Origin of the sequence: Streptacidiphilus sp. P02-A3a (assembly GCF_014084105.1) — a bacterium.
Taxonomy (GTDB): domain Bacteria; phylum Actinomycetota; class Actinomycetes; order Streptomycetales; family Streptomycetaceae; genus Streptacidiphilus.
In genome coordinates this window covers 5804188-5825394 of sequence record NZ_CP048289.1, presented here as the reverse complement: position 1 = coordinate 5825394, position 21207 = coordinate 5804188, and the positions used below count along the sequence as shown (strand labels likewise).

Here is a 21207-nt window from a genome sequence, read left to right as displayed (position 1 = left end):
GGTCAGCCCCCGATCACGCGGACGCGGTGGTCGAAGGAGAAGACCAGGGCGGAGGCGTCCAGGTCGATCCGGTCGGCCGGATCGCCGCGCTTGCCGGTCAGCGGGTCGGCCGGGTGCAGCAGCACCTGGTCCACCAACTCGACCCCGGGGACGCGCTGGAGCACCGCGAAGACCTCCCCGGCCTGCAGCGGACGGCCGAACGGCCAGCCCTCGCCGCGCGAGCCGCCGGTCAGCGGGTCCAGGTGGGCGTACAGCGCGTCCAGGGCGGCGGCGCGGATCTGCTCCGACTCGGTGCCCCGGTAGGCGTGCAGCGTCGCCACCACGGTCACGCCCTGGTAGTACGGCGGCCCGACGGCCAGCCGGGTGCCGATCGGGCGGCGCTCGTCCAGGTGGCGGGTGATCGTGGCGAGCAGTTCGTCGCCGGGGACCAACTGCTCGAAGCGCAGCCGCCCGCCCTGGTCGGGGACGGCCTGCGGGACGACCAGCACCCGAACCGCGTTCTCGCCGTGCTGGGACTCGTCCGCCGCCAGGCAGGTGATCCGGGCGGCCTCGGGCGCGGCCCGGCGGGCCAGCTCCTCGTAGTCGCGCACGGTCACCGCGCGGTCCTGGGCGCGCAGCGACACCGGGGCACGGACCTTGGCCTCGGCCACGGTCTCGCCGTCCACCCCGCCGCGCGCGGCCTCGCGGTTCTCCACCCGGGCGATGAACGGGATGGAGCTGCGGAGCACCCGGATGCTGCCGCGTGCCACGTTCCCGGTCCGGCCGCCACCGGTGCGGTAGCGGTGCGCCCGGATCATCGCGCCCTTCGCCGGAACCGCGCCGAACTGCCGCATGGTGCCGTCCGGTTCGCGGACCGAGGGGCCGAAGGCGAGCTCGCCGGTGGTCGCGTCGAGGGTGGCGTGCCGGTCGTCCGGACCGGAGGCGGCGAAGTGCGGCACCACCGTCCAGTCGCTCCAGCCCTCGCCGTCGGAGACGTGCAGCACCAGCGGCGGGTCGCCCTGCGCGATCGGCGCGTTGGCCAGCCGCAGCCGCTGCCCGGGGACGCCGGTGGACTCGCCCAGCGCCTCGTCGCGGACCACGTCCGCGTGCACCGCGCGGGTGCTGCCGCCGATGGTGAACGCCGAGGCGGAGCGGATGGTGGGGGACAGCGTGTAGAAGGGCTGGCCCGGCTCGGGCTGGGTGACCCGGCAGCGCAGCCAGCCCGCGTCGAAGCGTCCGGTGCGCGTGGTGGTGTGCCCGGACGGCACGTGCAGCACCACCTCGCCGGGGCGGTTGAGACCACCGGTGGTGTCCCGGTCGACCTCGCAGGGCCGCCAGCCGTCACTGGTCAGCGCCTCCCACAGCAGCGGCGGCTGCCGGGGGTCCACGCCGACGCCGTCGACCCTGCTGCCGAGCCGCAGCACCACCGCGCAGTCGGGAACGGCGGCGGTCAGCCCGAACAGCATGGCGTCGCCGGGCTGCGGCGGGTCGCCGAAGCAGGCGGTGTCCTTGCCGCCGTCCAGCACCTCGGCGGTGTGGTCGGTCGGCGGCTCGCCGCCCGGCTGGAGCAGCACCCGCTCCAGGGCGCAGGGCACGATGGAGAGGTCGCGCTCGGTGGCGAAGACCACGGACTGCTCGGTCTCGGTGCGCAGCGTCGCGACCTCGGTGCCGGTGGGCAGCTGTAGCGGCTGGCTCTGCGGCGCGGACAGCCAGAAGGTCATCATGGTGCGGGCCGGGGCCGGTGGGAACAGCGTGATCCCGAGCAGGTCCAGGAAGGCCAGGTAGTTGCGTTCGGGCACCCGGTTGAGCCGGTAGACGATCTGGTCCGCCATGTGCGCGACGGCCTCGACCAGGGTCACCCCGGGGTCGGAGACGTTGTGGTCGGTCCACTCCGGGCAACGCTGCTGGATGTAGCGCTTGGCGTCGTCGACGAACTGCTGGAAGCGCCGGTCGTCGAGGTTGGGGGCTGGCAGAGCCATCAGCGGTCGCTTTCGGTGGACGGGTCGGCGGACGCCGAGGGGTCCTCGTGGGAGGGGATGACGTAGAAGGGGAAGACGAGGCTGCGCGGGTTGTTGGTGCCCCGGATCGAGTAGCGCACGTCGATGAACAGCACCCCGTCCTGGCCGGGCGCGGAGGTCACCGCCACCTCGCGCACCTCGATCCGGGGCTCCCAGCGGTCCAGGGTGCCGCGCACCTCGTACTGGATCCGGCCCGCGGTGGCCTCGTCGATCGGTGAGAACACCAAGTCATGGATGGCACAGCCGAACTGGGGCCGCATCGGCCGCTCGCCGGGAGCGGTCGCGAGGACCAGCCGCATCGCCTCCTCGATCTCCTTCTCCCGGCTGACCAGGGCGATGCCGCCGGACGGGGCGATCCGCATCGGGAAGGCCCAGCCGGAGCCGACGAACTGCTCTGCCATTGCTTGTGGTTCCTTTTTTCTACGCTGACGGTTCTACTGATTGTGCGTCATATACGGTGCTGAGTCAGGAGGGTGGGCTAGGGGGCGGTCGGAATGACCAGCGTGCTCGACGTGATCAGCGGCGCGGTCAGGGTGAGCTTGAGCGGCGAGGTGACGGCGGCGCTGATGGCGCCGGTGACGGTGGCCGACATCCCGCCGGTGACGCTGACATCGGTCGGCGAGGTGATGGTGGCGGGCCCGACGGTGGAGGTGACCGAGACGCTGGCGCCCTCGATCGACACCTTGCCGGTGGCCTGCAGGCTGAGGTCGGCCCCGGCCCTGACGGTGACGCTGGTGCCGCCGTGGACGGTGATCGCCCCGGTGTTGCTGATGGTGACCGTCGCGTCCGACGCACCGCCGGTGCTGCTGATGGTGATGGTGGCGTCCGGTGAGTCGTCGACGCCCTCGTCCAGGTGCACGAGCAGCTTCCGCTTGGCAGTGATGGCCCGGATGCCGCTGCTGATCGGCTCCTTGACGTCCAGCAGCTCCACCATGTGCCCGGTGCGGGAGGAGATGCTGCGCCAGTTGACCGCGCCGCTGACGGGGTCGTACAGCGGGTGGTCGCCCTCGTCGCGGGTCGGCTGGTCCACGCCGTTGTAGAGCCCGGCGATGACGTAGGGGTGGTCCAGCTGGCCCCGGTCGAAGGCGCACAGCACCTCGTCGTGGACCTCGGGCAGGAAGGTCCCGCCGCCCTTCACCCCGCCCAGTTGGGCGACCCGGCACCAGTCGCTCTCGTAGTCCGCCGACAGCCAGGGGAACATCAGCTTCACCCGGCCCTGGTGCAAAGGGTCCTGGATGTTGGTCACCAGCGCGCTGGCCACGCCCGGCAGCTTCGGCGCGGTGTCCGCGCCCCCGGAGGCCAGCCCGTACAGCGACCTGACCTGACGTCCCGTCACCATGACCGTGGTGTGGTAGTTCTGCTGCCCGGTGAAGACATGGCGGGTACCGGTGATGGTGTACTTGCCCTGGAACGGATTGCCCGCGCCGTTCAGCGCGACCGGCAACCCGGGCCGCAGCACGGGGTTGCCCTTGACGATCACCTCCAGCTCGGCGAAGGCGGACGTGACGTCCCCGGCCAGCCCGGCGGAGGCGCTGAGCACCTCCGCCTGGGTGTCGTAAGGGACTTCGGTGGAGACCAGCTTGGCCGTCCCGAAGGGCTCGGTCACCTTCCCGGGAGTGGTGTCGATCGACACGTCGGCGGTGGTCAGGCCCGGGGTGAGCTCGCTCAGCGCGGTCTTCGTCTGCACGTTCCAGCCGCGCACCTCGACGCTGTCGACCTGGTCGGAGGCGGTGACCACGACCCGGTTGCGAATGGCGTTGGTCTCGAACTCCAGCACGTCGGGACTGTTCAGCGAGGTGGTGGTGTCCGACGGTGCGCCTGCGGCGGGCAGCAGCTTGGTGAACTGGAGCAGCCCGAGCGCGTCGACGTAGAGGTAGACCCCGTTCTCGCGGGCGAGTCGGCTGAGGAAGTCCCAGTCGGTGATGTTGGGCTGGGTGGCGAGCTCGTACACGGTGGTGGTCTGGTCCACCACGCCCGGCGTGACGTCGCACAGCGCGGCGACCTTGCGGACGATGTCGGTGGCCGTCATGTTCGGATAGCCCGCGACCCGGCGGTTGCGCAGCAGCCGGTGCCCCCGGTCGTAGCCGCGCACCACCAGCAGCTTGCCGGTCGCGTCCGAGTCCGCCTCCAGCGCGGTGATCTCACCCGTGATCATCAACGGCCCTGGTTTGCCGTTGGTGAACGGGATCAGCGTCACGACGGAGCCGATCTTGATCTCGGGATTCTGTTCGACGATCTCCCGCGCCGGGTCGTTGAAGGTCAGCTGGAAGGCCGAGGGGATGCTGACACCGGAGTCGATCCAGCCCTCCATCAGGTTCGACGAGAGCTGGTTGGTGAGCGGTACACCCCCGATCGTGACGCTGAGAGTCGTGGTGTACGTGCTGTCCGAGCTGGTCACGGTGCTCCTAGCGGTCGATCTCTTCAGCGGCGGGCAGCAGCAGTTCGGTGCCCGGCTCCAGTTGCATCGGGTCGTCGATGTCGTTGGCCTCGGCGATGACCCGCCACACCGTCGCGTCGCCGTACTCCCGCCAGGCGAGGGACTGCAGCGAGTCCCCGGCCACCACCCGGTGCACCCGACGCGCGGTGAGCGCGCCCGAGGTCGGGTTCTGACCACCCGTCAGGACGGCGACCTCGTTCAGGGCCAGGGTGCAGGTCGCCCGCAGCGGTTCCCCGGTGGGGCTGAACAGCGAGTACTTGGCCGTGGCCGAGGACACGTAGGCGATGAACTGGACGGTGCTGAAGGAGCCCCAGGTGAGTCGCACCCAAGGCGGCGACGGCCGCCGGGTGAAGATGCTCGGCGGGTACACCTCGCAGCAGGACAGCAGCAGTTCTACCTGCGACTGCACCTCGACCTTGTTGCCGGGGGCGGTGCCGTCGAGGAAGATGACCAGGTCCATGGTCGCCGCCTCGACGCCCCTGAAGTTCGCGATCGAGCCCAGGTTGAAGCCCACCGCGTGGTCCTGCTTCCACTCGGCCCTGCGGATCAGGGTCAGCTCGTTCGGGTTGAACTGGAAGTCGACGGTGCCGATCTCCCCGCCGAGGGCCATCGCCAGGCCGCTGGGCGGCTCGTGGATGGCAAGCGAGGCTCGGACCAGGCTGCTGCCGGGGGGCTGGGTCATGGCTACGCGGCTCCCGCATCGGTGAATCCGTGGTGGGTGATCTCCAGCGTCTCGGTGGCCACGTTGGGACTGGCTGGGTCGAGCGTCGGGCCCGACCAGCGCACCGGCAGCACGTCCAGCAACCCCCAGCGGGCGACCACGGAACCGTCCGCCCGCAGTGCCGAGATCTGCGCGGTCGGCCGCACCACACCGGCGGTAGCCACCGAGGAGATCCAGGCCGCTACCTTGGAGGTGTCGGGCGTCAGCGGACGGGTCAGCTTGATCGTGGAGTGCTTCACCCGCGACGGCAGCTGCCAGACGAAGCCGTTGTTGCCGCCCTCCTCGTAGGCCTCGACCTCCACCTCGGCGGCCAGGCCGTCGCAGCCGTTGAAGGCACCGAGGGACTCGCCGTCGATGCTGAGGGTGAAGAAGATCGTGGACCCTGGGTCCTGCGGGGTACTCATTGCTGCTGTGCTCCAGGCGCTGAGGGTAGTGGGGGTGGGCGGCGGGTCCTGCGGTCAGCGGCCCGGATCGCGGAGGCGGCCGATCCGCTCCCGGTCCAGCCGCAGCTCGGCGCGGAGCAGCCGCGACAGCGGACCGATCAGGCGCTTGGCGAGGTCGTCCAGCGGCGGCTCGGCGGCGGGTACCGGATCCGCCGCCACGCTCGCCGAGCGCTGCACCGCCGCCCGCTGCGCGGTCGCCCGCTGCGGGGACGGCGCCGCTGCCGCCGGACGCGGTGGCGCCTGCGGCGGGGCGGGCGGCACGGCGGGAGCGCTGGACATGAGCTGTACCGGACGGGGCGCGGGCGCGAACGTCGGCTGTGGCGCGGCGGCGGGTGCGGGTGCGACGTACCGGCCGGGCTGTACCGGGCGCGGCGCGGCGGCCGACGGGCCGAGCGGCACCGGCCGCTGGGGCGCGGGTCGCTGGGGCGCGGGTCGGGCGCCGCCCCCGCCTCGGGGTGTCGGGACGGAAGCCGACGCGGTGGGCCTTCCGGCGGAGGAGAGCCGCTGCACGGGCAGCGCCCCGGCCCCTGCCCGAGCCGTCGGTGGTGCAGCCGGACCTTCGGCCGCAGCCTCCGGCTGGACCGGCCGCAGCCGCGAGGCCGCCGGGCGGACGGCCACGGCCGGTACGACGGGCGCGGGCAGCGGCGTCGGAGCGAGCGCGGCCGAGACCGGCCGCGCCGAGGCCAACGGAACCCGCACGGTCGGCGGCTGCGCGGTCGCCGACGGAGTAGCTGCCGCGAGGCCGCTGGCCGCCAGCCGCTGGACGGGAACGGCGGGTGACGAAATCTGACTGATACTCAGAGAGTCAGGCGTGAGGAGCTTTTGTGCAATTGATGGAGCGTCAGAAATAGCGGATGCGGCGGAGGGTGCACTCCGAGGCGCTGGTGTGCCGACTGGGAGGCCGCCTGCGCCGGGAGCCGGAGCCGGAGCTGGAGCTGGAGCTGGAACCGAGGGGCGTGCGGTCGGTCCGGGCCGGTCGGTGGCGGCCCGCTGGACCGGCGCCGTCCCTGGAGCCAGCGGAGCGCCGAGGGCACTGCGGCGTGTCGGCTGCGGCGGCGCGGTGGGTGCGCCGGTCATGGGGGTGGCGGGGGTGATCGGAGCACCCAGCGCGGAGCGCCGCGTCGCCGGGCGCGGCGCGGGCGCGGGTGCCCCGGCGGCCAGCGGCGCGCCGAGTCCGAGCCGCGCGGCCGGGGCGGCCGGCGGCGTCACCGGACGGCTCAGCGGAGCCGGAGCATGGGTGGTGGACCGCTGGATGGGCGCGGTTGACGCGGTGGCGGGCGGTGTGACGCCCAGCGGCGGGACGGACGCCTCGCGTTGTGCGGGCAGCGGCGGGGCGGACGCGGCTGCGGAGGCGGGGGAGCCCGGGACGGTGGTAGGCGTCGACGGCGTCTCGGGACCGGCCGGGGCGGCGGCTGCCGCGCGCTGAACGGGCGCGGTCGGCTGAGGGGCGGGCACGGACGTGCTCGACGGAGCCGACGCCGCCCGTGGCGGGACGGCGGTGACTCGGCGCGGTGCCGACGGCACCGGCGGCGCGGACAGCAGCGAGGCCCTGCGAGCGATGGCCCGCACCGGCCGGGTACCGGCCGGAGGCGTCTGCGCGGGCGCGGGGAGGGCGGGCGTCGTCCCGGTCCGTGCGACGCCGGACGGCGGCGCCCCGGACGTCACCGGTGCGCTCGGCGTGGCGGGTGCCACCGGCGTGAACGGCGCGTTCGGGGGAGTCGCCGCCTCCTGGGCGGTGGCCGGTGTCGCCTGGCTCAGCGGTGTGCTGGGAGGTGTGCTTCGGGTGATCGGGGCAACGGCGCGCTGCACCGGGGCGGAGGCCGCTGCCACCGGGGCGGTCGGAGCCGTCCGCGCCGGGGAGGCCGAGGGAGCGGGTGCCAGTGGCGCGGATGTGACCGCCGTCCGCTGCCGGGCAGGTGTGATCGGCACAGCAGCCGGACCACTGGTGGCCGGGCCGGCCGCGCTGGTGGGGCTGGGGACAGCCGGGGTCATCGGCGGGGTCATCGGCGGGGTCATCGGCGGCGTCGGCGCGCTGCGCTGGATCGGCGCGGTCGCGCGCTGCGCCACCGGGGCGGAGGTCGGTGCCACGGGTCCGCGCGCCGTGCCCGGTGCGGCCGGGGCACCCTGGGCAGGCGCGGGGGCGACGGCTGCCGGGGGCGGCGACGTCTGCGAAGCGCGCGGCGTGGCCGGGGCGGGCGAGGTGGTGCGGGCGATCGGCGTCAGCGGAGCGCTCGCGGGCTCGGCGGCCACCGGGGCGGGCGGGGCCGCTGGCGTCCCGAGGACCGAGGGTGTGCCCGGCGCGGATGGCGCGCTCGCCACCGAGCGGGCGTGCGGCGCGGCGGGTGCGTTCGGCGCCGACGGAGACGCTGGTGCGGCGGCTGCGGACGGCGTAGCCGGGGTGGGCGCGGTCGTGGCTGTCGGCAGCGGCCGTGCCGCTGAACCGTCTGTCCTCCGCTGCACTGCCCGAGCAACGACCGGTGCGGACGCGGACGCGGGCGCGGGGGCCGTCGGGGAAACGGTCGGGACGGAGGCGGCCGGAGCGGCTGCGGCAGCCCGCCCTGACGAAGCACCCGGTACAGCTGAGGACCCCCCGGCAGCCCGAACAGGCGCGGCAGCAGCGAACCCGCCGGTGCCCCGGGCAGGCGCAGCGGCCCCGGCCACACCCGGTGCGGGGGCAGCGGACCCGCTGGTACCCGGTGCGGGCGCGGCGGACCCGCCCGCATCCCGTGCGGGCGCGGCGGGGGCAACTGACCCGCCCGTAGCCGCTGCGGGCGCGGCGGGGGTAACTGATCCGCCCGCACCCGGTGCGGGCGCGGCGGACCCGCCGGTGCCCCGGGCAGGCGCAGCGGCCCCGCCCGCGCCCCGTGCGGGCGCCGCTGATGCAACCGACCCGCCCGCGCCCCGGGCAGGCGCGGCAGGGGCAACTGACCTGCCTGTAGCCGGTGCAGGGGCGGCGGGCCCGGCCGTGGACCGGGTAGGCGGGGCGGCCGGTGCGGGCCCGCTCGCTGCCCGGGTCGGGCCCGGCGTAACGGCGCCGCCCGCCGTGGCGACCCTCGCGACCGGCAGGTCTGCGGCCGGGACGGCCGGGACGGCCGGGGTGGTCGAGCGACCGGCCACGGGAAGGGACAGGGCGGGGAGGTCCAGTCGGGAGGGCTGGACCGCCGAGGCCCGGAGCAGGCCACCGGCGACGCCGCTCGGGGCGTCCCGCCGCAGGGAGTGCGACATCTCGCCCATCAGCGACGGGTTCTGCCAGCTGGCCAGCCGACTGCCGAAGTCGGCGGTGGCGACCGGCGCCGTGGGCGCTGCCCCAAGGCTCCGCTGCAACGGCGGCAGCGCCGCCCAGTCCCGAGCCGGAACGGCCGGGGTACCCGCCGACGCGGCAGCGGGCGCCGGGCCCACGGCCGGGGTGTCCTCGGCCGAGGCGGCGGGGTCCGGGCCCGCCGCCCGCCGCGTGGCGGGTCCGCCGGATCGTCCGGACCCGCGCAGCCGATCGAGCCGATCACGTATGGCCATCGCCGTGACCTCAGCCTTCCGTGCCGGCGCGGGCGACGAGCGCGGCGATCTCGTCCGCGTACCGGCGACGGTCGCGGTGCTCCAAGTCCAGGATCTCTTCCATGCTCCAGTGGAAGTGGTAGGCGAGGTACGCGACCTCCTGGTGAATCAGGTCGGTCGCGTACGTCACCATTCCCCCAGGCGGCTCCCGCCCAGCTCGACTTCGAAGGGCTCCTCGCAGTGCGGGCAGGTCACCGCCGCACGAGTGTGGCCCTCGGAGTTGATCTGGCGGTAGAAGTCCTGAAGGAAGGCGAGGTCGGACGCGAACATGTTCTCGACGATGCCGTCGTGCACCATCGGCACCGTGCCCAGCTGGGTGATCACCCGGCCGAGCAGCACCACCGACAGGTAGGCCGGGTTCTCCTGCACCCGCAGGTCGCGGAGCGGGATCAGCTCGTCCTTGGCGGTGGCCAGCCGCATCACGCCCCGCTTGTGCAGGACGCCGGAGTCGTCGACATAGCCCCTGGGCAGCTCGAACTCGAACTGGGTCCGCAGTTTCTGACTTTGCGTCACATCGACGGCCGGGGTCGGGGCCACGGCGGGCGCAGGCTCCGCCACCGGCGCGGCGGCCGGCAGCGGAGCCTGAAGGGTGTTGGCAGTACGGCGCATTACTCGATGACCAGCTCTTCGAAGACGATGGTGACCGACTCGGTGAGCGCGGAGGCGTCGCCCGCCTTGACCGTGCTCGCCTCGACCTTGCTGCACCAGGCGTTGCGCAGGTTGTAGCGCTTCACCGGGTTGTTCATGTAGTCCATCATGATGATCGAGGCGTTCTTGCGGGCCATCGCCATGTTCCCGGCGACCGACTCGTTGATCCACTGGCTGAAGGACGCCGACTGGGTCATCCCCCGGACGACGGTGACCTGTCCGGCCTTCTTCACGCCGGGCATCTTCTTCACCGTGGGCTTGCCGTTGGCGGAGACCTGCTGGTACTCGATGACGTCCTGCTCCATGGTCAGGCCGTTCACCTCCTGCAGGTACTCGACCATGACGCCGTCGATCTGCAGGCCGAAGTTGTGTGATGCGAGCGCGTCGCCGGGCTGGAGAGACATGTGAACGGGGTCCTTCTAGTAGCGGAGGTGGAGGGTGGGGCGATCCTGCGTGAAGGCGTGGACTACTCGTCCAACTCGCCCGAGCCGCCCGAGAACTGGGCCAGCCGGAAGACCACGAACTCGGCCGGCTTGACCGGCGCGATGCCGATCTCGCAGACCACCCGGCCGAGGTCGACCGACTCCGGGGTGTTGGTCTCGGCGTCGCACTTCACGTAGTACGCGTCCTCCGGCCGCGAGCCGAAGAGCGCGCCGTTGCGCCACTCGTTCACCAGGAAGGCGGAGATGTTGCGCCGGATCCGGGCCCACAGAGCCTCGTCGTTGGGCTCGAACACCACCCACTGGGTGCCGACCAGGATCGACTCCTCCAGGTAGTTGAAGTACCGGCGGACGTTGAGGTAGCGCCAGGCCGGGTCGGAGGCCAGGGTACGCGCGCCCCAGACCCGGATGCCGCGCCCGGGGAAGGAGCGGATGCAGTTGATGCCGATCGGGTTGAGCAGGTCCTGCTCGCCCCGGGTGATCTGCAGCTCCAGGTCGACCGCGCCGCGCACGATCTCGTTGGCGGGGGCCTTGTGCACGCCCCGCTCGGAGTCGTTGCGGGCCCAGATCCCGGCGATGTGGCCGCTCGGCGGGATGACCCGGGACTGGCCGCTGGCCGGGTCGAAGACCTTGATCCACGGGTAGTACAGCGCCGCGTAGCGGGAGTCGTAGTTGCTGGTCTCCATCCGCCACTTGCGGATGTCGCGGGCGTTCAGGCCGGGCGGCGGGTCGATGACGGCCATCCGGTCGCCCATCAGCTCGCAGTGCGCGATCAGCCCGAGCTGCACGGCCTTGACCGACTCCAGGTCGATCGCGCCGCGCTGGTAGGCGGCCATCAGGTCGGGCACCGCGACCATGGAGATCTCGTCCAGCGCCTCAAGGCCGCCGAAGCCGGTCCGGTCCGCCGAGTCGCCGAGGTACTGCGCCGGGGTGACCGGGCGCGAGGCCGGGGCCGCGCTCGGAGCCGGAGCCGCCGGGGCGGCCTGCAGCGTCACGCTCTGGTTCTCCGGGCGGGTCAACTGCGCCGCCGGGGCCGCCTCTTCGAGGACGATGAGCTTGGAGCGCTCCTTGACCTGGGTGACCACGTAGTTGCGGCCGCCCTTCTTGGCGGAGACATCGAAGGACTCGGCGACGGTGTCGCCCTCCTTGATGACCAGCTTGAAGCGCTCGGCCGGTCCCTCGCCCTCGGCGTCGGCGACCTCCACGGTCAGCGGGGCCGAACCGGCGGCGACGGCCGCCACCCGGAAGCCGCCGAGCTGCGCCGGTTCACCGGCGGTGATCGCCTTGGCGCCGCCGGGCTGGCCCGAGGCAGCCAACTCCCGCTGCTCACCGGCGACCCCGCCCTCGCTGCCGCCGACGCGCACCACGTAGGCGGCGCTGCCGCCGTTGTTGAAGAACCCGTAGACCGAGTGGGCCAGGTAGTACCCGTCGGTGAACTCACCGAACGAGGCGACGTACTGGGACCAGTTGGTCACCAGGGTCGGGTCGTTCAGCGGCCCGGTCGGAGCGAACCCGACGAAGGCGGCCACGGAGGTGCCCACTCCCTCGATCGGCCGCGAACCGCTGGCGACCTCCTCGACGTAGACGCCGGGGGACAGGTACGACGGCATACGTGGTTCTCCTTGTACTAAGTTGCTCGACCGGTCGAGGCATCGAGTTGCGGTGCATGAGGTTTCGCGAGTGAGGGGGGCCGCGGCACTCAGTGGGGCACGGCGACCGGTACGGCGGCGGACGAGCAATCAGGCCCACCGGACATCATCGGCCACCCGTGCTCAGGCATACCGTTCTCCCACCCGGGGTACCTGTGTTGAAGCGAGTATCTGACGACTCTCCATCAAGTCGGCACGTGCACGACAGAGTTATCGGGGCAGTCCAAAGGGCAGACAGACCTGCCCGAAGGGGCAATCGAATGTGCCCGAACGGCTTCCCTCGGGCCCGCTGACTATTGATCATCACAGCGATACCGTCCCTGCGGTGAGCATATGGACATCCCTGGAACCCGCGTCCACGACAGTTGACGCCGGCAGCACCACGACCGTGACCCTGCGGTTGCGCAACACCGGCGACGTTGTGGAGGAGTACCGGATCGTCCCTGTCGGCGACCCGGCGCTGTGGGTGCGGGTGGAGCCGCCCACGCTCAAGCTGTACCCGGGGACCAGCGGCAACGTGGAGCTGGTCTTCAGCCCGCCGCGCACCCCGGACGCCACCGCCGGGCCCAACCCGTACGGCGTGCAGGTCATCCCGACCGAGCACCCCGAGGCGACCACGGTCCCCGAGGGCAACCTCACGATCACCCCGTTCACCGACATCCGCACCGAGCTGCTGCCGCCGACCTGTCGCGGCCGGTTCCGCGGGCGGCCCACGCTGGCGGTGGACAACGTCGGCAACGTCAAGCTCACCGCCTCGCTCGCGGGCCGGGAGACGGGCAGTCAGCTCAGCTTCGACATCCGCCCGTCCAGCCTGCAGATCGAGCCCGGACGCGCGGCCTTCTGCAAGGTGCGGATCAAGCCCAACCGGGTCATGTGGAGCGGCCAGAAGGAGACCCGCCCCTTCACGGTCGCGGTCCAGCGCTCCGGCGCCGAACCGGAGCTGGTGGACGGCAACTACCTCCAGCTGACGGTGTTCCCCCGGTGGACCTTCCGGGTGCTGAGCTTCGCGATGATGCTGGTAGTGCTGTTCGTGGCGCTCTGGTTCGCGGTCCACCCGACGGTCCAGAGCAAGGCCACCACCATGGCGCTGACCAGCGGCAGCCTGCCGGTCACCAGTCCGACCGGCGGCGCCGTGCTGCCCGCGGCCCCGTCGATGCCGCCCACCGTCGGGCAGCAGTCGGACAGCGACGGCACCCCGGGCGGCAGCGCGGCCAACCCGAACCCCAACCCCAACCCCAGCCCCGCCCAGGCCGGCTCGGCCGCGAGCGGCTCCCAGGGCGGCTCCCAGGGCGGTTCCAGCAGCGCCGGCGGCTCCCAGGGCGGTTCCGCCGGCAGCTCCGGCAGCACCGCGAACGCCCCGCAGATCCAGACGGCCGATGTGTCGCTGCCGATCATGCCGAACAACTCAACGCCCAACCTCTTCGTCGAGTTCGCCCAGTACCGGCTCACCCACATCGGCTCGGGCAACGGGTGCCGGATCGGCAACGCGCCCGGGGACGTGAGGTCGGTCACCCTCGGGGTGCTCGACCCGACCACGGTCAAGCAGCTGGAGTGCTTCCAGCGGACCACCGACAAGGCACGGCACGGCCAACTGCTCACCGCCGAGCCCGGTGAGCTGGGGCGGCAGACCATGACCGCGCTGTGGAGTTTCGACCTGCTGGACAAGTCCACCTCGGAGCTCGGCCAGGGCAACACCAACCAGTACGTCTTCGATGCCAACGCCGCGCTCAACTGGGCGACCCAGAGCGCGATCACGCCGACAGTGCTGACCAACGAGATCAACGAGGCGAAGGCGTACATCGCCACCTTCGGGCCGAATCCCACGGGCGCACCGACCGCGACCGCCGACAGCACCTTCACCTCGCAGCTCCAGGCCTACACCGGCGCGGTCTCCGGCGTGGACAGCGGAGCGCTGATGAACCGGGGCTTCGGCGCCGGGCAGGTGGAGAACGCCGCCAGCCTCGGCTCCGGCACCGTCCCGGCCCCGCTCTGGGTCCCCGGGACCGTCCAGCCCTGAGCGGAGGTACCGGACACCGGTGGGGCGGCGCTCGACCGAGCCCCGCCCCACCGGTGTCCCGACACCAGGACCGGACCAGGACCGGACCAGACCGGACCAGACCGGACCAGGCCGGACCAGGACCGACGGTCACCAGCCCGAGTCGTCCTCCAGCACCAGTCGGCCCGCCTTGCGGTACTCCCTTCGCGCGCCCTCCAGCAGGTCGGCGTCGGTGACCGCGTCGCCGCGCCCGGCGGCGAGGTACGCGGCGGTGGTCACCGCGCTGCGCACCGAGCCGCCGGAGAGCTCGAACTCCCGGGCGCAGCGCGACGGATCGAGCCCCGGCGCGGTCGGCACCGGCGCCAGACTGTGCTGCCACAGCGCCAGCCGCTGCTCCGGGCCGGGGAACGGGAAGTCCACGAGCAGGTCCAGCCGCCGGGTGAAGGCGTCGTCGATGTTCGACCTGAGGTTGGTGGTCAGCACCGCCACCCCGTCGAACGACTCCAGCCGCTGGAGCAGGTAGGCGCTCTCCAGGTTGGCGTAGCGGTCGTGGCTGTCCTTGACCTCCGAGCGCTTGCCGAAGACCGCGTCGGCCTCGTCGAAGAGCAGCACCGCGTCGACCCGGTCGGCCTCGGTGAACACGCGCTCCAGGTTCTTCTCGGTCTCGCCGACGTACTTGTCCACGATCGCCGACAGCTGCACCACGTACAGGTCCAGCCCCAGGTCGGCGGCGACCACCTCGGCGGCCAGGGTCTTGCCGGTACCGGACTCGCCCGCGAACAGCGCGACCACGCCCCGGCCGCGCCCGCCGCCCGCGCGCAGCCCCCAGGCGCCGAGCACCCGGTCCCGGAAGCGGGCCCGCAGTGCGAACTCGTGCAGCTGCCGCAGCGGTTGCTCGGGCAGCAGCAGGTCGGACCAGTCGACGGCCGGGCGGATCCGCCGGGAGTGCTGCTCCAGGCCGGAGGCGGACTGGCCGAGCGCCGCGCGGCGCAGTTGCGAGGGCCCGAGCGGGACCTCCTCGAAGGCGGCCAGCTCCACCGCCGCCCGCGCGGCGCGGCGGATCCGGTCGGCGGAGAGCCGGTACGGGGCGACCGCCGACGCCAGGTCGAAGTCCGGTCCGGTACCCGGTTCCGCCAGGCCCAGGGCCGCGCGCCAGACCTGCTCCGGCTCGGACTCGGCCTCCGGCGCGTCCAGCAGCAGGATCTGCTGGGCCGTCCACTCCGGGTCGCCGGGGGAGGTTCCGGTCAGCAGCACCGGCACCGCGGCCCCGGCCAGCGCGTGGACCAGCGGGCCCGCGCCCTGGGCGGGCAGCGGACCGGCGACGATCCCGGCGCCGCGCAGCCGGGCCTCGCGGATCAGCGCCGGTATCCAGTCCGGGGCCGCGACCGGCGACCCCGGGTCGGGGTGGCCGACCGGCAGTCGGCCGGGGTCCAGGTGCAGCGCGTCCAGACCGGCCAGGTGCAGGGCGGCGACCGCCTGCCCGACGGCGGCACCGGCCCGCGCCTCGCGCAGGTGCACCGGCAGCGGCGACTCGGTGATCCACTTGCCGAGCCGCGCGGCCAGCCCCTCGGACGGCGTGGCGGCCCCGGCCCGCGGCAGCAGCCGCACCGCGTCCGGGAGCAGCGGGTCCGGGGTGTCGTCGCCGAGCAGGTGCGCGGCGACCCGGTCGGGCACGGCCAGCGTGCGGCTGAGGAACGGCCGGTCCTGGTCCTCGACGGTCAGCAGCCCGGCGGCCCGCAGCGGCGCCGTCGGGTGCAGCCGGGCCCGCCCGGCGGCCGAGTCGGCGGGCAGCCCGGACAGGTCCAGGGCCAGTCCGGCGGTGGCGCGGCAGCGGGTGACGTCGTTGTTCAGGTAGCCGTACAGCTGCTCGAAGCCGCGGTCCAGATCCGGGGCCAGGGCCAGCAGCAGCAGCCGCAGGTCCAGCTCCACCAGTCCGCAGGTCGCGGCCAGCGCGTCGAGCCGGTCCGCCCGGACCGGCTCCGTCGGCCCCACCGGCCCCGGAGCCGGTGCCGGGGCCGCCAGCAGCCGCTGCACGGCCTCCGGCGGCAGGTGCAGCCCGCGCAGCGGGTCCCCGGCCGTGGGATCGTCCGCGCTGCGGGCCTCCACCAGCAGCGCGACCCGCTCCCGCAGTTCGGCCAGCCGCTCCCGCAGTGAGTCGGCGGCCGTCACTTGACCGCCCTGGGCGGGGCGACGTCGCCGGGCCGGGTGGGCGGCGGCTGGCGGCGGGTGCGCACCGGCGAGTCGTCCAGCGTGCCGTCGGTGCCGCGCAGCCTGACCGAGGACCACTCGGTGACCGGCGGTCCGGCCGGGTACTCGGGGGAGACCGGGATCGGGGTGGTGATCACCACGTCCAGTGAGGGTTTGAGCTCCCCGCCCAGCGCGGACCAGATGTCCGCCAGCGACCGCGACTCGGCCGGTGGCACGGCCACACTGATCGGGATGGTCAGTCCCAGCTCGGCCAGCGGCCCGGTCAGCACCCCGGCGGGCAGCGCCTCGCCGCGCAGCAGCGTGGTCAGCGCCGCCGCCAGCAGCCGGTGCTCGTCCTCCGGGCGCTTGGTCCAGGCGGTCACCAGGTACGAGAGCCGGAACCAGCGCGGGGGCTGCCGCCGCCGCACCACGATCCCGTTCTCGTCGCGGACCGACACGGCGCCGCGCTCGCGCCGGTTCACGTCCTCGCGGATGTCGTACAGGTAGGCGTCGAGGGTGGGCGCGGTGCGCTTGGCCGCCCAGTCGCGGGTCGGCGCGTCGAAGGCGACCTCGACCTCGGTCCCCGCCAGCCCGCCGCTGCGCAGCACGCCGCGCAGCACCTCGTCTATCTCATGGATCACCGTGCTGTCCCTCTGGTCGTGTGTTCCTCGCCGGTGCGGCTTCCGTTCACGTCGTCACCCGTCCGCACCGCGGCTCAGATGTAGCCCTCGCGCAGGGCGTAGGCCACCGCGTGCGCGCGGTTGCGCAGGTGGAGCCGGCTGGTCAGCCCGTGCAGCACGTTCTTGACGGTCCGCTCCGAGTAGGACAGCCGGGCGGCGATCTCGGCGGTGTCCAGGCCGTCGGCGACCAGCCGCAGCACGTCGGTCTCGCGCTCGCTCAGCCCGACCGGCACCGCCGTGCCCTCGGCGGCGCTCCGCTGCATCCGGCCGACCTGCGTCAGCAGTCGCCCGAGCAGGTCGGTGGGCAGGTTGCCGTCACCCCTGGCCGCCGCCAGCACGCCCTGCAACAGCCGGGCCGCGTCGGCCTCGTGCCGCCACAGGATGGTGCCGACGCCGCATTCCACCACTTCGAGCAGTTGCGACTCACGGATCCGGCCCACCACCAGCACGACGTTGCCCAGGCCGCCGCGGGTCAGCCGACGCAGCGTCTGCAGCACCGCCTCGTCCACCGCCTCCGCGATCACCACGGCCACGGCGACGCCCTCGGGCCGGTTCTCGTCGGAGAGGGCTATCCCGGGGTACTGACACAGATGGTGGGCGGCGCCCGCCCGGGAGATGGGGTCGTTGGCGTGGATCTCGACGACCACCCGCGCGGCGCCGCGCCGCGCCGCACCGATTCGTGGCCCGTGGTGACTCGACCGCACCGTGTCTACCCGATGGTCCACCGTTTGTTGCATGTGTTGCTCCTCCTGCTCACTGCCCTGTCCAAGCCGGGAGTACAGCCATGGGTGGCTTGGTTCCTCCGTGCGAGGACAAATCGCGCCACCAGGTAACTCGACTGGAGACAATCTTCCGGTTCCCGGCTGATTGAGCATCATCAGGTGGCCTCAGACAGCATGAGACTTTTCGCACACGTGATTGGTGCAACGTGACCGGCTCTGCGGACATGGACACTGTCGACACGTGCGCTCCGGCGGGGTCGGGGGTACCCCCCACCGGCCCGCGGTCGGCGCAGTAACGTGGCCCGGAACCGTCCGCATCCTGACGATCGCCTGGAGTTGACGCCCCGATGGCCATCACCGTCCCCGCCTACGCCGCCCCTTCCGCCAAGGCCCCGCTCGAACGTATCACCGTCACCCGGCGTGACCTGGGCGAGCACGACGTACTGATCGAGATCCGCTACTCCGGGATCTGCCACTCCGACATCCACCAGGCCCGGGACGAGTGGGGCGGCGCGCAGTTCCCGATGGTCCCCGGGCACGAGATCGCCGGGGTGGTCACCGAGGTCGGCTCCGGGGTGACCCGCCACGCCGTGGGCGACCGGGTCGGAGTCGGCTGCTTCGTCGACTCCTGCCGGGAGTGCGCCAACTGCCTCGCCGGGGATGAGCAGTACTGCCTGAAGGGGATGACCGGCACCTACAACTCGGTGGGCCGGGACGGCGAGCCCACCCACGGCGGCTACAGCACCCACGTGGTGGTGGACGAGAACTACGTGCTGCGCATCCCGGAGGCGCTGGCGCTGGACGTGGCCGCGCCGCTGCTGTGCGCCGGCATCACCCTCTACGCGCCGCTGAAGCGCTGGCAGGCGGGTCCGGGGCAGCAGGTCGCGGTGGTCGGCCTGGGCGGCCTCGGCCACATCGGCGTGAAGATCGCGGACGCGCTGGGCGCCGAGGTCACCGTGCTCAGCCGGAGCCTGGGCAAGCGGGAGGACGCGCTGCGCCTGGGCGCCGACCACTACCGGTCGACCACGGACCCGGCCACCTTCACCGAGCTCGACGGCCGGTTCGACCTGATCGTCAACACCGTCTCGGCCAACCTCGACGTGGACGCCTACCTGGGGCTGCTCAAGCTCGACGGCACCCTGGTCTACCTCGGCGCCCCGGAGTACCCGGCCTCGGTCAACGTCTTCTCGCTGATCAACGGTCGCCGCAACATCGCCGGATCGATGATCGGCGGCATCGCCGAGACCCAGGAGATGCTGGACTTCTGCGCCCGGCACGGCATCGGCGCGGACATCGAGGTGATCGCGGCCGACCGGATCAACGAGGCGTACGACCGGGTGGTGGCCAGCGACGTGCGCTACCGCTTCGTCATCGACGCCGCCACCATCTGAGCATCTGAGCATCTGAACGTCCGAGCCACCCGTGGGCGCCGTGTCCGGTCACCGGCACGGCGCCCTTTTCCCCCGAACGGATGAATAACGAGGCCACAAGCCTTTCAAACCCATCCATCAGCCCCTTGGACCCGAAGCATGAACCAGGGAGGCGCGGCAGCCAGCCGACGCGTCTCATGTCGTCAGTGGAAACAGAGATGGGGCGTGATGGGCGAGGACAACCTCGATACCCGGTGGCTCGCGGAGTTGACCGAACAGTCGCAGGACCTGAACAGCGACGCGTTGCGGATCACTCGGGAAGCACTGGTCGAGTACGGGCAGCAGGAACCGGCGCGGCGCTGGTGGCAGCGTGGTGGACTGGTCGCCGGGGTAGCGGGCGGCGCGGCGCTGCTGGGGATGTCCCGAGCCGCCGCCGCGTCCAGCGACGACATCATGGCGCTGCAGACGGCGGCGTCGATCGAGAACCTGGCGGTGAGCGTCTACACCACCGCCGCCGGGCTGCCGTTCATCAAGGACGGCAACAAGACGGTGGCCGCCTTCATCACCAAGACCACCGCCCAGCACACCGCCCACGCGCAGGCGTTCAACGCCGCCGCGACCCAGGCCGGGGGCAAGGCGCAGACCGGTCCCGACCCCAAGTACGACGCGGTGGTGAAGCAGAAGCTCCCGTCGATCAAGACCCCGGCCGACGTCGTGGCGCTGGCGATCACGCTGGAGGACGTCGCCGCGCAGACCTACACCAAGAACGTCTCGCAGGTCAGCGACGCCCAACTGCGCAAGCTGTTCGCGTCGGTGGCGCCGGTCGAGGCGCAGCACCGCTCGGTGCTGCTGGCCGTGCAGGCGCTGCTCGCGGGCAACGACGCCAGCCTGATCGCGATCCCGACCGATGTCGCGAAACTCCCGGCCGCTGCGGGCAGCGTCGGCTTCCCGGATGCCTTCTACCCGACCTCGATGGCCTCCCCGATCAGCGAAGGGGCTGTGCAGTGAGCACTGCCAAGGGCGGCTGGGAGCTGCCGATCTCCGAGGGTGAACTGTCCCGGCTCACCCGCGAGTTGGACGAGGCCCACCGGGAGAGCCTGCCCCGGATGCACGCGGCGGCGGCCGATCTGGTCACGGAGTTGCGTGACACCGGCGGGATCGGCGGGAACGCCGGGGTGCCCGGGCCGGGCGGCCCGGGTTCGCGCCGCGGATTCCTGCTCGGCGTGGGCGGGGTGGCGGCGGCGATGGCGCTGGCGGCCTGCTCCAGCTCGACCAAGAACGCCGTGGGCGCGGCGACCAGCGGCAGCAGCTCCCCGACGACGTCCGACTCGGCGTCCGCCAGTGGCCTGTACACCGGTGACCTGCGGATCGTGGCGCTGGCGACGGCGCTGGAGAACCAGGCGGTCGGGGCCTACGGTGCGACGCTGACCGCGGCCAAGGCCGGGAAGCTGGGCACGGTGCCGCCCGCCGTGGCGACCTTCGCGACCACCGCGATGTCCCAGCACGCGGACCACGCCAAGGCCTGGAACGCGATCCTGACCGGGGCGGGCAAGCCCGCCATCACCGACGTGCCGCTGTCCAACCAGCCCGCGACGCTCAAGGCCCTGGGTGCGGCCACCAGCGCCGGGGACGTCGCCAAGCTGGCGCTGCAACTTGAGGACCAGGCCGCGCAGACCTACCTGTTCGCGACCTACAACGTCAGCAGCGCGGGCGGGATCGCCACCGCCGCCAGCATCGCGCCGGTGGAGGCCATGCACGCGGCGATTCTCAACTTCGTCCTCGGGCAGTACCCGGTCCCGGACGACTTCCTGCCGGTCGACAAGGCGGCCAGCCCCACCTTGCTGACTGTGTGACGTTCCGTCAGTTCCGGTGCGCCGTCGTACCCACGGCGGCGCACCGCCGCTCCGCTCCCAACTCCCAGGTGAGGTAGTCGCCGTGCTTCTGTTCAAACGTCAGTTCGTGCTGCTCGTGGGCCTGTTGCTGATGGGTCTGGCAGCCTGTTCCAGCTCGTCCAGCAGTAAGAACGCGGTGGCGCCGAGCAGTCCGAAGGCGGCGGCGAGCAGTCCGAAGGCGGCGGCGAGCACGTCCTCGGCCTCCAGCGCGTCCGGGGCGGCGCAGATCACCATCCACAACTTCGCCTTCAGTCCGGCGACGCTGACGGTGACCCCGGGGGAGAAGGTCACCGTGGTCAACCAGGACTCCACCGCCCACACGGTGACCGCGACCGGCACCAAGGCCTTCGACACCGGCGATGTCGCCCCGGGTGCCACGGCTACCTTCAACGCACCTTCCACCGCCGGGAGTTACCCCTACATCTGCACCATCCACCAGTTCATGCACGGCACCCTGACCGTCAGCTGAGGAG

Annotated in this window: 21 protein-coding genes; 7 read left to right on the top strand and 14 right to left on the bottom strand. The window is 72.7% G+C overall.

Translation table 11 applies throughout. The annotated features are described in order from the left end of the window. Positions 1–2 precede the first annotated feature (2 nt). The 6 genes from GXP74_RS24980 to GXP74_RS24955 form a co-directional block, all read right to left on the bottom strand. Entirely contained in the window at positions 3–1958 is a 1956-nt protein-coding gene (locus tag GXP74_RS24980; protein WP_182453483.1) for a putative baseplate assembly protein, read from the bottom strand. Next, positions 1958–2398 carry a GPW/gp25 family protein gene (locus GXP74_RS24975; RefSeq protein WP_182453482.1) on the bottom strand — a complete coding sequence of 147 codons (441 nt, stop codon included), beginning with the start codon at positions 2396–2398 and terminating at the stop codon, positions 1958–1960. The genes GXP74_RS24980 and GXP74_RS24975 overlap by 1 nt, the downstream gene beginning before the upstream one ends. Positions 2399–2475: 77 nt before the next feature. Further along, positions 2476–4395 (bottom strand): VgrG-related protein, encoded by a 1920-nt coding sequence (locus GXP74_RS24970; RefSeq protein WP_182453481.1) that lies wholly within the window; start codon positions 4393–4395, stop codon positions 2476–2478. Between the two features lie 7 nt (positions 4396–4402). After that, entirely contained in the window at positions 4403–5116 is a 714-nt protein-coding gene (locus GXP74_RS24965) for a LysM peptidoglycan-binding domain-containing protein (protein ID WP_182453480.1), read from the bottom strand. A gap of 2 nt (positions 5117–5118) precedes the next feature. Beyond that, positions 5119–5559 (bottom strand): phage tail protein, encoded by a 441-nt coding sequence (locus tag GXP74_RS24960; RefSeq protein ID WP_182453479.1) that lies wholly within the window; start codon positions 5557–5559, stop codon positions 5119–5121. Between the two features lie 54 nt (positions 5560–5613). Further along, on the bottom strand, positions 5614–5877 hold the full coding sequence (locus tag GXP74_RS24955) for a hypothetical protein (RefSeq protein WP_182456986.1): 264 nt from the start codon (positions 5875–5877) through the stop codon (positions 5614–5616). Here GXP74_RS24955 and GXP74_RS41915 point away from each other — a divergent pair. Together GXP74_RS41915 and GXP74_RS24945 are read left to right on the top strand one after the other, a co-directional pair. Further along, complete coding sequence (locus GXP74_RS41915) at positions 5876–6388, top strand: hypothetical protein (RefSeq protein ID WP_182456985.1); 513 nt, start codon at positions 5876–5878, stop codon at positions 6386–6388. The genes GXP74_RS24955 and GXP74_RS41915 overlap by 2 nt on opposite strands. A 300-nt stretch (positions 6389–6688) precedes the next feature. Next, on the top strand, positions 6689–7024 hold the full coding sequence (locus tag GXP74_RS24945; RefSeq protein ID WP_182453478.1) for a hypothetical protein: 336 nt from the start codon (positions 6689–6691) through the stop codon (positions 7022–7024). A 2097-nt stretch (positions 7025–9121) separates the two neighbouring features. Here GXP74_RS24945 and GXP74_RS24940 read toward each other — a convergent pair. From GXP74_RS24940 to GXP74_RS24925, 4 genes are all read right to left on the bottom strand, one after another. Next, complete coding sequence (locus GXP74_RS24940; RefSeq protein ID WP_370468566.1) at positions 9122–9280, bottom strand: DUF6760 family protein; 159 nt, start codon at positions 9278–9280, stop codon at positions 9122–9124. Next, positions 9277–9759, bottom strand: a complete 483-nt coding sequence (locus GXP74_RS24935; protein WP_182453477.1) for a hypothetical protein — start codon at positions 9757–9759, stop codon at positions 9277–9279. Before GXP74_RS24935 ends, GXP74_RS24940 begins: the two co-directional genes overlap by 4 nt. After that, complete coding sequence (locus tag GXP74_RS24930; protein ID WP_182453476.1) at positions 9759–10202, bottom strand: phage tail protein; 444 nt, start codon at positions 10200–10202, stop codon at positions 9759–9761. The genes GXP74_RS24935 and GXP74_RS24930 overlap by 1 nt, the downstream gene beginning before the upstream one ends. A gap of 62 nt (positions 10203–10264) precedes the next feature. After that, on the bottom strand, positions 10265–11848 hold the full coding sequence (locus tag GXP74_RS24925; protein WP_182453475.1) for a phage tail sheath subtilisin-like domain-containing protein: 1584 nt from the start codon (positions 11846–11848) through the stop codon (positions 10265–10267). A 364-nt stretch (positions 11849–12212) separates the two neighbouring features. Between GXP74_RS24925 and GXP74_RS24920 the strand changes: the two genes are divergently transcribed. Continuing rightward, positions 12213–13904: a peptidoglycan-binding protein gene (locus tag GXP74_RS24920; protein WP_182453474.1), complete on the top strand. Its 1692-nt coding sequence runs from the start codon at positions 12213–12215 to the stop codon at positions 13902–13904. 129 nt (positions 13905–14033) lie between these two features. Here the strand turns inward: GXP74_RS24920 and GXP74_RS24915 are convergent, their stop codons facing one another. From GXP74_RS24915 to GXP74_RS24905, 3 genes are all read right to left on the bottom strand, one after another. Next, positions 14034–16052, bottom strand: coding sequence for an ATP-binding protein (locus GXP74_RS24915; RefSeq protein WP_182453473.1), 2019 nt, complete (start codon positions 16050–16052; stop codon positions 14034–14036). Next, positions 16049–16711, bottom strand: coding sequence for a DUF4255 domain-containing protein (locus GXP74_RS24910; RefSeq protein WP_182453472.1), 663 nt, complete (start codon positions 16709–16711; stop codon positions 16049–16051). The genes GXP74_RS24915 and GXP74_RS24910 overlap by 4 nt, the downstream gene beginning before the upstream one ends. A gap of 74 nt (positions 16712–16785) precedes the next feature. Beyond that, positions 16786–17454 carry a response regulator transcription factor gene (locus GXP74_RS24905; RefSeq protein WP_225448160.1) on the bottom strand — a complete coding sequence of 223 codons (669 nt, stop codon included), beginning with the start codon at positions 17452–17454 and terminating at the stop codon, positions 16786–16788. Positions 17455–17819: 365 nt separating this feature from the next. Between GXP74_RS24905 and GXP74_RS24900 the strand changes: the two genes are divergently transcribed. The 3 genes from GXP74_RS24900 (at position 17820) to GXP74_RS24890 (ending at position 20695) form a co-directional block, all read left to right on the top strand. Then, positions 17820–18863: an NAD(P)-dependent alcohol dehydrogenase gene (locus GXP74_RS24900; protein WP_182453470.1), complete on the top strand. Its 1044-nt coding sequence runs from the start codon at positions 17820–17822 to the stop codon at positions 18861–18863. A gap of 207 nt (positions 18864–19070) precedes the next feature. Beyond that, complete coding sequence (locus tag GXP74_RS24895) at positions 19071–19850, top strand: ferritin-like domain-containing protein (protein WP_182453469.1); 780 nt, start codon at positions 19071–19073, stop codon at positions 19848–19850. After that, positions 19847–20695 carry a ferritin-like domain-containing protein gene (locus tag GXP74_RS24890; RefSeq protein WP_225448159.1) on the top strand — a complete coding sequence of 283 codons (849 nt, stop codon included), beginning with the start codon at positions 19847–19849 and terminating at the stop codon, positions 20693–20695. The genes GXP74_RS24895 and GXP74_RS24890 overlap by 4 nt, the downstream gene beginning before the upstream one ends. Positions 20696–20794: 99 nt before the next feature. Here GXP74_RS24890 and GXP74_RS40930 read toward each other — a convergent pair whose 3' ends face one another. Further along, on the bottom strand, positions 20795–21034 hold the full coding sequence (locus GXP74_RS40930; protein WP_225448771.1) for a hypothetical protein: 240 nt from the start codon (positions 21032–21034) through the stop codon (positions 20795–20797). On the opposite strand from GXP74_RS40930, the gene GXP74_RS40925 reads away from it, so the two are divergent. Next, the gene (locus tag GXP74_RS40925; RefSeq protein WP_225448675.1) at positions 20961–21203 is read left to right on the top strand and encodes a cupredoxin domain-containing protein; all 243 of its coding nucleotides are present in this window, start codon (positions 20961–20963) and stop codon (positions 21201–21203) included. The genes GXP74_RS40930 and GXP74_RS40925 overlap by 74 nt on opposite strands. Positions 21204–21207 lie beyond the last annotated feature (4 nt).